The sequence below is a fragment of the Desulfogranum japonicum DSM 18378 genome (genome assembly GCF_000429945.1).
GTDB classification, from domain to species: Bacteria; Desulfobacterota; Desulfobulbia; order Desulfobulbales; family Desulfobulbaceae; genus Desulfogranum; species Desulfogranum japonicum.
In genome coordinates this window covers 1-14,681 of the sequence record NZ_AUCV01000019.1, presented here as the reverse complement: position 1 = coordinate 14,681, position 14,681 = coordinate 1, and the positions used below count along the sequence as shown (strand labels likewise).

The 14,681-nt window shown below is 45.5% G+C and carries 12 protein-coding genes; all 12 read left to right on the top strand.

Translation table 11 applies throughout. From position 1 onward, the window contains the following. Positions 1 to 532 precede the first annotated feature (532 nt). Complete coding sequence (alaS, locus tag G493_RS0110025; protein WP_028580266.1) at positions 533 to 3,178, top strand: alanine--tRNA ligase; 2,646 nt, start codon at positions 533 to 535, stop codon at positions 3,176 to 3,178. A gap of 331 nt (positions 3,179 to 3,509) precedes the next feature. After that, positions 3,510 to 4,760, top strand: coding sequence for a beta-ketoacyl-[acyl-carrier-protein] synthase family protein (locus G493_RS0110020; protein WP_028580265.1), 1,251 nt, complete (start codon positions 3,510 to 3,512; stop codon positions 4,758 to 4,760). Between the two features lie 165 nt (positions 4,761 to 4,925). Continuing rightward, entirely contained in the window at positions 4,926 to 5,177 is a 252-nt protein-coding gene (locus G493_RS0110015; protein ID WP_028580264.1) for an acyl carrier protein, read from the top strand. A gap of 56 nt (positions 5,178 to 5,233) precedes the next feature. After that, on the top strand, positions 5,234 to 6,607 hold the full coding sequence (locus tag G493_RS0110010; protein WP_035274166.1) for a phytoene desaturase family protein: 1,374 nt from the start codon (positions 5,234 to 5,236) through the stop codon (positions 6,605 to 6,607). A gap of 33 nt (positions 6,608 to 6,640) precedes the next feature. Beyond that, a complete protein-coding gene (locus G493_RS0110005; RefSeq protein WP_028580262.1) occupies positions 6,641 to 8,047 on the top strand; it encodes a phytoene desaturase family protein in 1,407 nt (468 codons plus the stop codon). A gap of 217 nt (positions 8,048 to 8,264) precedes the next feature. Next, positions 8,265 to 9,002, top strand: coding sequence for a 3-oxoacyl-ACP reductase FabG (fabG, locus tag G493_RS0110000; protein WP_028580261.1), 738 nt, complete (start codon positions 8,265 to 8,267; stop codon positions 9,000 to 9,002). Further along, the gene (locus G493_RS0109995; protein WP_028580260.1) at positions 9,002 to 9,445 is read left to right on the top strand and encodes a 3-hydroxyacyl-ACP dehydratase FabZ family protein; all 444 of its coding nucleotides are present in this window, start codon (positions 9,002 to 9,004) and stop codon (positions 9,443 to 9,445) included. Before fabG ends, G493_RS0109995 begins: the two co-directional genes overlap by 1 nt. A 2-nt stretch (positions 9,446 to 9,447) precedes the next feature. Further along, positions 9,448 to 10,248, top strand: a complete 801-nt coding sequence (locus G493_RS0109990) for an enoyl-ACP reductase FabI (RefSeq protein ID WP_205623664.1) — start codon at positions 9,448 to 9,450, stop codon at positions 10,246 to 10,248. A gap of 4 nt (positions 10,249 to 10,252) precedes the next feature. Further along, positions 10,253 to 10,486 carry a YkvA family protein gene (locus G493_RS28740; RefSeq protein WP_051309197.1) on the top strand — a complete coding sequence of 78 codons (234 nt, stop codon included), beginning with the start codon at positions 10,253 to 10,255 and terminating at the stop codon, positions 10,484 to 10,486. A gap of 198 nt (positions 10,487 to 10,684) precedes the next feature. Further along, a complete protein-coding gene (locus tag G493_RS0109980; protein WP_028580258.1) occupies positions 10,685 to 11,719 on the top strand; it encodes a 3-oxoacyl-ACP synthase III in 1,035 nt (344 codons plus the stop codon). After that, positions 11,713 to 12,597, top strand: coding sequence for an alpha/beta fold hydrolase (locus G493_RS0109975; protein ID WP_028580257.1), 885 nt, complete (start codon positions 11,713 to 11,715; stop codon positions 12,595 to 12,597). The genes G493_RS0109980 and G493_RS0109975 overlap by 7 nt, the downstream gene beginning before the upstream one ends. Beyond that, positions 12,578 to 14,233: a fatty acid CoA ligase family protein gene (locus G493_RS28735; RefSeq protein WP_035274165.1), complete on the top strand. Its 1,656-nt coding sequence runs from the start codon at positions 12,578 to 12,580 to the stop codon at positions 14,231 to 14,233. The genes G493_RS0109975 and G493_RS28735 overlap by 20 nt, the downstream gene beginning before the upstream one ends. Positions 14,234 to 14,681: the final 448 nt, after the last annotated feature.

The window sequence follows — 14,681 nt, the reverse complement described above, 5'->3', positions numbered from 1 at the left end:
TTTTCGCTCTGCCTGTTTTTTTATCTGCTGCTTTGTGTTGCTCCTGTCGTTGTTCAGTTCAATCGCGAGAGTAGTACCAGTATGCTGAAGCTTGGTATGCAGATCGGCCTGATGTCTGCTCTTTTTCTATCAGTCTTCAAGAGTCCTCTGCGTGGAGACGTTGTTTTTTTATTGGCATTAGGAGATTTCATGTATATCATGAAGAGTTAATTTTTGTGACCACTCTGGTGTTCAGGATGGATTAGAGGCTGGCCCGGTACTTTTTCGTTTTTTTGAAGAGTAGGGTAATTGGTTAAATTTGTGGAAGAAAGCTGAGGGCTGTAAAGGCAGAGCACTTTGCATGCAAACTCAAAGTCACCCTGCCGGGCGAGTGGATTTACTGCAGTAGCTTAGGTGCCGACAGTTACGAGGCATTATTACGAACGCAAATTCGATCCGTGCTGCTGCAGCAAAATACGTGTGTAAGAAATCCGGACTAATTGTGCGTGCCAGGTATTCTGGTTCCATGTAAACTTTTACTTTTTGCTGAGCGATGACTGGAAAAGAGATCAGAAGACGTTTCCTGCAATATTTTGAACAAAAACAACATACAGTGGTGTCATCTTCCTCATTGGTACCCCATGATGATCCTACTCTGCTCTTTGCTAATTCAGGCATGGTTCAGTTTAAAAAAGTGTTCATGGGGGAAGAGCAGCGGCCATATCTTCGTGCGACCACTGCCCAGGCCTGTGTGCGTGCCGGTGGAAAACATAATGATCTCGAAAATGTTGGCTATACAGCCCGTCATCATACATTTTTTGAGATGCTGGGTAATTTTTCGTTTGGCGATTATTTTAAAAAGGAAGCCATTGCTTTTGCCTGGGAATTTCTCACGGTTGAACTAGGTATTGACCCCCAAAAACTTTGGGTTTCGGTGTATGAGGATGATGATGAAGCCTATAGTTTGTGGGAACAGGTAGAAAATCTGCCACCGGGCAGAATTGTTCGGATGGGAGAAAAGGATAACTTCTGGGCCATGGGGGATACCGGGCCATGCGGGCCTTGTTCTGAGATCCATATCGATCAGGGAGAGGCAGTCGGTTGCGGAAAACCTGACTGTGTTCTGGGTTGTGATTGTGACCGTTATCTGGAGTTATGGAATCTCGTGTTCATGCAGTTTAATCGCGATGAACAGGGTAATATGACTCCTCTGCCCAAACCTTCCATCGATACAGGTATGGGGTTGGAGCGTGTAGCCGCGGTCCTGCAGGGAAAATTCAATAATTTCGATTGCGATCTGTTTACACAGTTGATCGACTATATCGCCAGTCTTGCAGGGAAAAAATATCATGAAAATGATCAGGATGATGTCTCTCTCCGGGTCATTGCCGATCATGCAAGAGCAACTACTTTTCTTGTAGCTGATGGTGTGCTGCCATCCAACGAAGGAAGGGGGTATGTATTACGCAGGATTATGCGTCGAGCAATCCGATATGGACGTTCCCTTGGATTGGATTCTTTTTTTCCTGGTGTTTGTGCTCTGGTTACTGAAAATATGGTTGAGGCCTATCCGCACCTTGCAGAAACAACTGAGCTGCTTGCAAAGGTCGTAACAAATGAAGAGAAACGTTTTGGCGAGACCTTGGACAATGGACTCCAAAAACTCGATCAGGAGATTGGACGACTTCGAAAAGAGCAGGCTGACAACGTTACCATTGATGGCAATTTTATTTTTAAACTCTATGACACATACGGTTTCCCTGTCGATATTGTTCGAGATATCGCCATTGAGCGCGGAGTAGGTTTTGATCAGAAAGGTTTTGATTTTGCCATGCAGCAGCAGCGCGAGCAGTCCAGGAAATCATGGAAGGGCAGTGATGTCGACCATCTGGACAAAGGCATACTTACTCTTCTTGATAAGGAAACAGTATGTGGGTTTACAGGGTACGCTTCAACATCTGAAAACAGCTCAGTGGTAGGCATTCTTGATGAGCAAGGGGTGCTGATTGATAGTGCGAAAGAGGGGAGCCATGTTCGGGTAGTTTGTGAAAAGACTCCATTCTATGCAGAATCAGGTGGACAGATCGGTGATTGCGGTAAGATTGTTTGGGCTGATGGGATGATGCAGGTAGAGCAGACAAGTTCTCCTGCTGAAGGAATTATCCTTCAGCATGGTGTGGTCACCCAGGGGGTGTTGAAGCAAGGGCAAGATGTAACCTTGACGGTAGCAGCTCGAAGAAACGATGTGGCTTTGAATCATACAGCAACACACTTGCTACATGCTGCCTTAAAACAGGTGTTGGGAGATCATGTCAAGCAGGCTGGTTCGTTGGTTGATGGTAAACGACTGCGATTTGATTTTACACATTTTTCTCCAATAACCGCCGAAGAAATTGTTCGTATTGAGCAGATAGTGAATGCCAAAATCCGTGAAAATGCATCTGTTCAAACAGACGTTCTGAAACGGGAGCAGGCCATTTCAGAAGGGGCGACTGCGCTGTTTGGGGAAAAATACGGGGATGAAGTGCGAGTGGTTACCATAGGAGAGTTCAGCAAGGAGCTTTGCGGTGGCACCCACACATCAGCTACCGGGAATATAGGGCTTTTTAAAATCATTCATGAAACAGGGATTGCCGCTGGTGTAAGAAGAATTGAAGCTGTGACTGGCCCCGAAGCTATTGCCTGGATGCATACTTTGGTGAATCAGGTCGCTGCGGTTACAGATGCAGTCGCTGCACCCCTTGATAGTGCGGCAGATAAAATCAAGACACTGTTTCGACGTCAGAAAGAGCTTGAAAAAGAGATCGCTTCTCTTAACGCTTCCATGTCCCTGGCCAATCTGGATGATATGATTGCAGGATCTGTTGAGGTCGAGGGTGTTCCTGTGGTGGCCTCTCTGGTACAATTGGACAGTCCGAAAACTCTACGCGAAATCGGGGATAAAGTTCGGGATAAGCTGTCGTCTGGTGTCGCTGTCCTCGGTGGTGCTTTTGGGGGAAAAGCTGCGCTTTTGGCTATTGTTTCCAAAGATATGACCTCAAAAATTAAGGCTGGTGATGTGGTTAAAGAGGTCGCAGCTATAGTAGGTGGAAAGGGTGGAGGACGTCCTGACATGGCTCAAGCTGGTGGCTCAATGCCTGATAAACTTGATGAGGCTATGGCAAAAGTTCCCGAAATTGTGCAGCAGCTCCTGAAATAGTGCCTGTAGTTCTTATGATGTTTCTGCAATAAAATTGTATAGGTCATACTCTTTATATTGTCCATGCAAAGAGTATTTTTATACTTTTTCAAGCCTCGCTCTGCTGAGTGAAGTTGTGGTGCAGCATCTGTAGAGTCGCCAACGTGTCTCAAACAGGCAACTACAGCTATATACCGGCAATTCGTCGTTGCAGTTACATCTTTTCATGGGAAATTCTGGCTAAAGGAATTGGAACTCAGCAGTGGTCGGCAGGTTCAGAATGTGCACTTTGTGCTGTTAAGGACGTACGACTTGAAGACAATATGTGTTTTACAGACAATTTAAATAGAGAATGACCGATTTATCAGATTCACAGCGTATCGTAATAACAGGTGTCGGGTTGGTTGCTCCAGGTGCCTCTTCTTTGGAGGAGTATCGTCAAAACCTTCTTGCTGGTAAGAGTGGAGTAGGGACCATTGACCTGCGTTACATGGGGCCCCATCCGGCAGGTATTTGCAAGTTTGATGAAACCAGATACCGGAAGAAACGAGAAAATAAGCGGGGGACACGGGCTGGCTGTACTGCGGTATACTGTGCCAACGAAGCTTTGCAGGATGCAGGGATCACCTTTGATGAGTATGATAAAAGCCGAACCGGCGTATACCTCGGATTAACGGAACACGGAACCGTTGAGACTGAAAACGAAGTCTACAATATCGGACAATTTGAAAATAATGTGGACTACTGGACTCATCATCATAATCCCCGAACGGTTCTCAACAATCCTGCCGGCGAGATAACAATGAATCTGGGAATCACCGGACCCCATTATAGTATCGGTGCTGCCTGCGCTGCCGGGAATGCCGCCTTGATTCAGGGGATACAAATGCTGCGCCTCGGAGAAGTCGATCTGGCACTGTGCGGCGGATTTTCTGAATGTACAGGATCTTTTGGGATTTTTGCCAGCTTTAAGGCTCAGGGAGCATTGGCTGAACATGAAGATCCGACAAAAGCCAGCCGCCCATTTGACAACGCTCGAAATGGTATCGTTATCTCCGATGGAGGGTGTATTTTTACACTTGAACGATTGGACAAGGCCTTGGCAAGAAATGCAAAAATTTATGGTGAACTCGTCGGATATGCCATGAATTCCGATGCCAAGGATTTTGTTCTGCCCCATGGGCCAAGGCAGAAAGAGTGCATGGAAGCCGCGTTGGCTAAAGCTGGGATGTCTCCAGAAGACATTACCATTGTTAATACCCATGCCACTGGAACCAAGCAAGGCGACGGTGAGGAATGCCGCGCGGTGGGAGAGCTTTTTAACTCCTGTACCAACACATGGATTAATAATACCAAGTCAGCTATTGGCCATGCCATGGGGGCCGCAGGGGTTCTTGAATTGGCGGGAAATTTGCCTTCCTTTACCGACAATATGGTACATCCTACCATCAATATTGAAGAGCTGGACCCTGCCTGTGATTTACGAGGCCTGGTAATTAATGAGGCTCGTGAGGTACCTCAGGTGAACGCCATCCTCAATAACTCCTTTGGAATGCTGGGTATAAATTCAGTGGTCATTGTCAAGAGATTTATGGCGAACTAACTTTTTCTATGGTAAAGGTTTCGGCTTTGTCGCCAATCTCAGCTTTATTCTCTCCTGTAACGATTGAAAATAAGGCAGACATTGTATAACTGATAAACGACTATTGACCTGATCCAAATTCACTGGATTCCTGATCAGGTCTTTTGTGTATAGAGAGGAACAGGAATGACTCGTGACGAAATTAAGGACGTTATCCTTGAAATCATTGAAGAAATAGACGAAGAAGCAGATTTCGATAATTTAGATGCAGATGCTCCTCTGCGCGATCAGCTTGATCTGGACTCCATGGACTTTCTGGATATAGTTATGGAGTTACGAAAGAGATATCAATTGCAGATTCCTGAAGATGAATATCCTGAACTGGCAACACTGACAAGTTGTGTGAACTACCTGGAGCCAAAACTGAAAGACGCCTGATTTTTTTGCTGCCAGGTTACTGCAAAGTCTAGGCATAGGGGAACGATATATCCTTTATGGCTGATTATCAGCTTCTCATCATAGGTTGTGGACTCTCAGGAATTGCAGCAGGGATACGTGCTGCCCGTTTTGGTGTAAAAACACTGATCGTCGAGCAACATGCGCTGCCAGGAGGCCTGAACTCCTATTATTACAGGCAGGGCCGGTTTTTCGAAACCGGCCTTCATGCCATGACGAATTTTGCCTCGCCAGGAGATAAAAGAGCTCCCCTCAACCTCCTGTTCCGCCAGCTCAAGCTGTCACGCAAAACGTTCAAAGCGAATCAGCAAAATCACTCACTGGTTCAGTTTCCTTCTGCATTGCTTCGTTTTTCCAATGATCCTGCTCTGCTGGAAGAGGAAATTGCTCAAACGTTTCCAGAAGCGATTGACCGGTTCAGAGTTCTGAAAAAGAATATCTGTGAATACGATTCCTTCTCTGTGAAACCATGGAAATCAGCAAAAGCTTTCTTGAAGCAGCATCTTGAAAATGAATTGCTTGAACATATGCTGCTCCTGCCAACAATGATCTATGGCAATGCAGAAGAAGATGATATGGATCTGGGACAATTTACCATTATGTTCCGTGCCATTTTCCAGGAGGGTTTTTTTCGTCCTGAAGGAACAATCAAAGATTTTCTCCAGCTTTTATTGCAGCAATTCGAACAGTTTGGAGGTGAAATCTGGTATAAAAAACCGGTTGAAGGCATAGAGCACGATCATAATAGGGTTCACCGGTTACGGTTTGCTGATGGCAGTACAGTTTCAGCTGATCATATTGTTTCCACTGTAGGACTGCCTGAAACAATACGCCTGACAGGTTGGCAGACTGATATGCAGCAGTATGTCGGTCAGATGAGCTTCATGGAAACGCTGTCTGTCCTCCGTTCCGATACGACAGTCTCTTCCCGTGAACGGGAAACGATAATTTTTTACAGCCATTCTGACTCTTTTCACTATCGGCGGCCAACCGCTTTGTTTGAGCCTCAGTGGGGAGTTATTTGTTTTCCTGATAATTTTCAGGGACTCCCTGTGAAGACTGAGCCGCAGGTGCGGGTGACCAATGCTGCCAATTATCAGCATTGGTGTGTCATGTCTGAAAGCGAATATGAAGAGCAAAAAAAGCGGTGTGCACAAGAAGCTGTTGTCAGTGCTGGTAAGATAATCGGTCCGTATGAACAGGATATTATCTTTCAGGATAGTTTTACCCCCCTTACAATCGAGCGTTTTACCCGTAAAAAAGGAGGGGCCATTTATGGTAGCCCTGTAAAGTTGGCAACCGGTGCAACTCCCTGGGAAAATTTATATATTGCAGGAACCGATCAGGGATATCTGGGTATAGTAGGCTCCATGCTCAGCGGGGTGTCAATGGTGAATGCCCATGTCCTTTAGTCAACAACGACTCAAACAGACTGAAAAGATTTAATGAATACTGCCCTAAAAAAAGAACTTCTTCCCCGCTATGATGTTGTTGTCATCGGTTCGGGACTTGGTGGTCTTACCTGTGCCAACAGATTGGCCAAAGCCGGACACAGTGTGCTGTTACTTGAGCATCATTTTCAGTTGGGTGGTCTTGCTACCTGGTTTAAACGCGGTGGGCACATTTTTGACGTATCCTTACACGGCTTTCCGTACGGCATGGTAAAAACATGCAAAAAATACTGGGGAAAAGCGATCAGGGATGCCATTGTCCCATTGCCTAACATTGTCTTTAATAATCCTCAGTTCAAGTTGACCACCACCTTCAGCAAAGAGGATTTTATCCGTATTATCCAGGAAAAATTTCATATTGCGGAACAGACTGTTGTTGAGTTTTTTAAAACCGTAGACAGTATGAATTTTTACGATGATCAGTCCATGACAACCAGAGAGTTGTTTGAACAATTTTTTCCAGGCAGGAGCGATGTTCACAGGCTTCTTATGGAGCCAATAACCTATGCTAACGGGTCAACTCTGGATGAACCGGCTATTACCTACGGCATCGTGTTCTCCAACTTTATGAATAAAGGTGTCTTTACCTTTGAAGGCGGCACAGATAAACTGATTTCTCTTATGACCACAGAGCTGGAAAACAATGGGGTGACCATTGTCACCCGAGCGCTGGTTGAACGGGTGGCCATTGAACAGGGGAAAGTCAAGGGGGTTTTTGTTAACGGTGAATTTATTGAAGCAGGGGCTGTGGTTTCAAATGCCGGGATAACTAACACCGTAGACAAACTTGCCGGTCGAGATCAGTTTAAAGAGAGTTTCCTGGAACAATTTGATCGTGTCGAGGTAAGTAATTCGAGCTGTCAGGTGTATTTTGGGCTCCGTAAAGGAGAGACAATAGCAGAAATCGGTGATTTGATTTTTTCTTCCTCTGCTCCCGAATTTTCTGCAGCTGAAATGCGTCGCATGGATACGTCTAGCAGAACGTTTTCAGTGTACTATCCGAAGACACGTCCTGAGCATCCGGATTATACCATTGTTGCTTCGATGAATGCTGACTATGATGATTGGGCTGAGCTCGACGATAATCAGTACCAACAGGCCAAACAGGAAATGATCGAACGGTGCATTCATGATTTGGAAAGATACCTGCCCGGTATACGTGAGAAAATAGACACTGTGGAGTCCGCAACTCCCCGCACTTTTCATCGATATACTCTCCATACCAGAGGCACTTCGTTCGGTACAAAGTTCGAAGGACTCGACATCTCCAGATCCTTGCATAAGGAAATTCCCGGGTTATTTCATGTCGGTTCCGTTGGAATCATCATGTCTGGTTGGCTGGGAGCCATTAATTATGGTGTGATTGTGGCAAATGATGTGGATGGTTTTCTTCACAGTTGAAAGATGAAGAAAACCTGCCGTTGCCTTGCTGGGGTGGATGTGCGGCAGACAAGGAATATACGGTAAAGACTGACAAAAGTGTTGATGCGTGTACATCGCATCTCCTTTCAGGCAGAAGGTTTATAATCTCAACATAACCTGCCTGGACAGGAGAAAACATAAACGTAAAAAACATGTTAAAGCAATAGTCATGAGTGTGGCAGGCTGAGGGGGATCATTGGAGTTTACAGGAAAGAAGGCTATTGTAACTGGTGCCACCCGTGGAATAGGAAAAGCCGTGACCTTGGCATTACTGTCCCGGGGGGCACAGGTAATTGGCATTTATGCAGGTAATACCAAGGCCGCTGAACAGTTGACGGCAGAAGCCGAACAGTTGAGCGGGATATTACAACTGCACCAACTCGATGTCCGTGAATATACCGCTGTGGAAGAGTTTTTTTCACAGATCGAGAGTACGCATGATTCCATCGATATTCTGGTGAACAATGCAGGCGTACGGCGAGATGCCATGGTCGCCTTGATGAAGTTGGAAGACTGGCAGCAGGTTATTGACGTGAACTTGGGCGGAGGCTTCAATATGTCAAAGTTCGCTGTTCCCCTTATGATGAAGCAGAAATATGGAAGGATAATTTTCATCACCTCCCCCATGGGATCCTTGGGGTTTCCGGGCCAGGGAAATTACGCTGCTTCCAAAGCAGGGCAGGTGGGACTTGCCAAGTCCTTGAGTAAAGAAGTTGCTAAAAAGAAAATCACGGTTAACTGTGTCTCCCCTGGTTTTATTGCCACTGATCTCATTGATGACCTCACCGATGTTCAGGTTAAGGAATATAAAAAAATGGTGCCTCTTAAACGTTTTGGAAAACCAGAAGAGGTAGCTGAGGCAGTCCTGTTCCTGGCAAGTGAGAAGGCTGCATATATTAATGGTGCCGTCTTGGAGGTCACCGGAGGTCTGTGATGGGAGAGAGAGGGAAAGAGTATATCTGTCGGCGGATACCACATAGAGAACCATTTCTGTGGTTAGATCGAGTTGTGGAAATCAGCGACGATAGCATTGTTGCAGAGAAAGAGATACTGCCGGATACTGATCTGTTCAAGGGGCATTATCCAGACTATCCTCTCATGCCCGGAGTTATTCTTTGTGAGGCTGTCTTTCAGGCCGGTGCGTTGCTTATAGGCGAACTGGTACAAGGTAATACGTCAGAAGTGGAACAAGGAGTACCGGTTTTAACCAGAATTCAGGGGGCCAGATTCAAACGTGAAGTTCGTCCAGGAGATACCATTACTGTTTCTGCAACCATCAAGGAGTGCTTGGCCGGGGCATGGTTTCTTAAAGGGTCAGTAAAAGTTGGCGGGAAAACAGCCGTACAGGTTGATTTTTCATGTGCACTCAAGGGGTAAACATGGATTTTTTGGGGCTTAAGGGAAAAAAAATTGTTGTTTTTGGTCTGGCCAATAAAAAATCCGTTGCTGCACATGTCGGCAAGGTCCTCACTGAATCCGGTGCCGAAGTCATACATGTTGTGCGCAGTGAGCAACGTGTCGCTGCAGCAAGAAAACTGTTTCCCGACTCACAGGTATACACATGTGATGTGGAAGACGAAGCCAATATCATCGCGCTCAGAGATGAGATACAGGAGAAAAACGCCGGTCCCATTGACGGACTGGTTCATTCGATTGCATTTGCCAATTACAGCCAGGGGTTGAAGCCTTTTCAGCAAACAGTGAAACGCGATTTTCTACAGGCTGTAGATATAAGCTGTTTTTCTCTTATCGCCATTGCCAATCACTTTTCATCACTTCTATCAAGGCAGGCATCGGTTATAACCATTTCGATATCTTCTACCCGCATGGCTGCTGAGAATTATGGGTATATGGCTCCAATAAAAGCAGCACTTGAGTCTTCTGTGGTATTTTTGGCTAAAAGTTTTTCAGCTTTTTCTGAAGTTCGCTTTAACGCTGTTTGTCCTGGCTTACTCAAAACCTCAGCCTCTGCAGGAATACCGGGATACATTGACTCATATCTGTATGCAGAGAAAGCAACTTTTCGTAAACGTGCTTTACAAACCTCTGAGGCCGCTAATGTGGCTGCATTTCTTCTTTCGTCTCGATCTTCCGGGATGAACGGTCAATGCCTGATAGTGGACGCTGGAATGGGCATGAATTACTACGACGCAGAGATCGTGGGCAAGGTGGTTTCCTGATATCATGGGTGGAGATAAAAGTATTGGCAACAAGATGCTAGGCATGTTGAAACATGCGTACCGAGTGTTTATTTCTCCGTCAACTCCGATGTATGTCAAGATAGTATTGGCAGCGGGTTTATTGTACGCCCTTAGTCCCTATGATGTCATTCCTGAATGGATACCCGTAATAGGGGTTCTTGACGATTTGGCGCTGGCCGCACTACTGATTGGGTGGGCAAACAAGTTTGAAGCGTGAGGGTGAGAGACTGATCTGTTTAGATGTGTACCGTATTCCCGGTTACCATGATAACAGTCTGTACTCTCGTCTCAAGCATGACTTTCGATAACCCCCTGTCTGGCGATAACGGACATGTCCGTCATAGACTCTGTCAGCCATTCGACGTATTCACATATAGTTACATATAGATATAATATTTAGGTTCATTTAAGGGATATGCGTTATTCACAGGTGTGTCTTCACAATTTTGGCTATGCTCTGCCACCAAGAGAGATAAGCTCTGCAGGAATTGAACAACAATTGGAAGCGGTGTATACCCGTTTGAAATTGCCGGCCGGAAGGTTGGAATTAATGAGTGGTATCGCCAGCAGACGCCTCTGGCACCCCGGTACGCGACCTAGTCAGGCTGCAGCCCTTGCAGGCAGGCATGCAATCGAACAAAGTGGAATTGCACCAGAGAAATTGGAATGCCTTCTGTTTACCTCTGTCTGTCGGGATATGATGGAACCCGCGACAGCTTCTTTTGTCCATAGTGAGCTTGGACTCCCGTCCACTTGTCAGATATTCGATATCTCCAATGCATGCCTCGGCTTTTTGAACGGCATGATAGCTCTTGCAAACATGATTGAACTTGGACAGGTGGAATCAGGGATTATCGTGGCAGGTGAAACCGCTGAGGATTTGATTGAATCAACCATTGCAGCAATGCTTGCCGACAAAAGTCTCACCAGAAAAAGCGTCAAACCATTATTTGCCTCTCTTACAATCGGCTCCGGAGCTGTTGCTTTAATAATGACAAGGAAAAGCCTCCATGATACCGGTCACTATTTGCTTGGTGGAGCGTGTCAGGCGAATACAGCCTATAATACACTTTGCCAGGGAGGCCAGAATTCTGAACAAGGAACGCTGATGTCCACTGATTCTGAAGAATTGTTACAACAGGGCGTTGCAACAGCCAAGAGATGCTGGCAGAATTTTCTTGCTGTCATGGATTGGCAGCCACAGCAGGTAGACCGCTTCTTCTGCCATCAGGTAGGGCGTGCCCATGCCAAGCTGCTGTTTGAACAACTCCAGCTTCAATCTGATAAAAATTTTGAAACCCTTCCTTTTCTTGGGAATGTTGGTTCTGTCTCGGCACCGATTACCATGGCCCTCGGTATTGAGCAGGGGGCTCTAACCTCGGGACAACGCGCAGCCTTGATGGGTATCGGTTCCGGTATCAATTCTTTGATCCTTGGTGTTGAATGGTGAATTCTCATACTCTTACACAATATCCTTTTACTCCGCGTTTTTTTGATATAAATGGAAACAGGATTGCGTACCTGGATGAAGGATCAGGTCCAGCCATTGTTTGTGTTCACGGCAACCCTACCTGGTCATATATGTACCGACAGGTAGTTTCGGATTTTTCCAAGGAATATAGAGTTATAGCTCTTGATCATATTGGCTGCGGCTTTTCTGATAAACCGCAAAAATTCGACTACACTCTTGAAAACCATATCAGACATTTAGAGTATCTGTTGGACTATCTTGGAATTAAAGAATGTGCCTTGATGGTCCATGACTGGGGAGGAGCCATTGGTATGGGATGGGCTGTTGAACATGTCTCTCAAGTGCGGGGAGTTGTTGTTTTGAATACTGCCGCCTTTCGATCTTCTAGAATTCCGTTTCGCATTGCCCTGTGCAGGGTTCCCATTCTCGGTTCGTTGCTGGTGAGAGGAATAAACGGGTTTGCAAGGGCAGCTCTGTTTATGGCTGTTTCCAAACCACTGGAGCAACCTGTCGCAGCCAGCTTTATTGCACCCTATAATTCATGGAAAAATAGAAAAGCTATTCTTGAATTCGTACATGATATACCTCTTGAGCCAGAGCACAGATCGTACAGCAAACTTCAGGACATAGAATTTAGCCTTGAAAAACTCGCTTCCGTACCCATGCTTATATGCTGGGGTGGGAAAGACTTTTGCTTTACTCAACATTTTTATGCGCAATGGTTGAAATGTTTTCCCCATGCCATAGCTCATTACTTTCCTTCTGCCGGGCATTATATTCTCGAAGATGCCTATTCTGAAATGCAACATCTTCTGTACCGGTTTTTTGCAAGAGTCCATGGAAAAACAACAGACTGATTTCAATATTGGCCATGTTCTTCAGCAACTTGCTGAAGAACTCGATGATAAAACCGCATTGATCTGCCGGCGAGGGCGAGACTGGGGAGCCTGGAATTTTGCAGAACTGACGTGGATAACGAGAGATTATAACTTGCGCTTAAAAGACCTGGGGGTTGCAAAGGGTGATAGGGTTATGCTCATGGTGAAGCCATCTGTAGAGTTTATCTCTCTCACTTTTGCGTTGTTTCAGCTTGGTGCTGTTGTCATCCTCATTGACCCGGGTATGGGATTTCGTAATTTATTGCGATGTATAGGTTCTGTTCGTCCTGATGTACTTATTGGCATTCCAAAAGCTGTACTCCTCAGCCTTGTGTTTCGAAGACCTTTTCATACTTTGAGATTGCGCATTAGCGTAGGGAAAAGTTTCTGGTGGAAAAAATATGTTATACCCTTGGCTGCTCAGAATAGGTTGTCTGTTTCTGGAGCTGAAAAGGAAGCAACTGTGAAGGCCTCTTTTGATGACCTGGCAGCAATTATTTTTACCACAGGTTCCACTGGTCCTCCCAAAGGGGTCCAATATACCCATGGGATTTTTCACACACAATTGCAGTATATACGTGATTATTTCGGTATAAGCAGTTCTGATACTGATCAACCAGGATTTCCCCTGTTCGGATTGTTTTCCATAGCTCTGGGAGCTACTGCTGTCATTCCTGATATGGATCCGACAAGGCCAGCCAAAGTTGATCCTGTAAAGTTTGTGGCAAGTATTCAGAAATATGGCGTGACATATTCCTTTGGGTCTCCTGCAATTTGGCGCGTCGTTGCCCGTTATTGTTTTGAGCGCAACGTACATCTTGGACTGCGAAAAATATTGATGGCAGGTGCTCCTGTGCCTGGAGAACTTATTGAACAGTTACAGCAGATTTTGCCTGACGACGCTGAGATTTTTACTCCTTACGGAGCCACGGAGAGTCTGCCAATTGTCTGTATGGAAGGCCGTGAAATTATTGAAGACACTTGGCAACAGACTGTTCAGGGTGCAGGAACCTGTGTGGGGAGAGCTTTGCCTGGTATCGAAATCCGCATTATAGAACCATCTGAACAGGCCATCGAATCATGGCATCAAGTTACCGAACTTGGGAGTAACGAGATTGGAGAAATTGTAGCCAAAGGTCCTGTGGTGACCAGGGCCTATGATGGTAACGAAAACCAGACTCATCTAGCCAAAATAATGGACTCAGGTTCTTTCTGGCACCGTATGGGAGATATGGGCTACCTTGATGACCAGTCCAGGCTATGGTTTTGTGGGCGAAAGGCTCACCGTGTCATATGCGGGAAAACCATTTTATACTCCGTGATGTGTGAGGCGGTTTTCAATCAACACCCTGCTGTGTACCGGTCAGCCCTCGTCGGTGTAGGTGAACAGGGGAATCAGCAACCTGTCATTATCGTTGAACCCGTAGAAAGAATACAAAACGAAAAGGAATTCTTTATAGAATTACAGAATATTGCCGATAAATACGAGCATACGGCATGCATAAAGAAATTTTTGGTGCATACCAGATTTCCCGTCGATATCCGGCATAATGCAAAAATATTTAGAGAGAAACTGGCTGATTGGGCAGCAGGTAAGATAGGAAATAGTTGTTGATAGCTTATGATCGCCTGGTCAGGCTGATAAGTTGTTAAGAGATAAAATTTGGAAGGATTAGGCTCTCTGCGGCATAGGCTGCAGGCAGTGACTACGAAAGGTCTATTTACAGAGTTTTTTCGTTACACTCAATTGAGAATCTGAAGTTTCCTGAAAATTGTGCGGCAAGGTTAAAAGCTAAACCGTAAACATGGGAAACGTTTTTATATGAGAATGACTATTAAAAAGCGGTTCATTTTCTGTGCCTATCTTGAGTCGGAAATATAAATATATTACGCAATATCAACATGATAAGAGGTGAAAGGTGAGCGCCACTATGGTATAGTTCAATTAGTACTAAGTAACTGAAAATATACCAAAAGGAGCAACTCACCATGTTCATATTAAAGGATTTACTTTCTCCTCTGCAAGCACAATTTTCAAACACCAAGCAGGGGCAAAAGAGAAA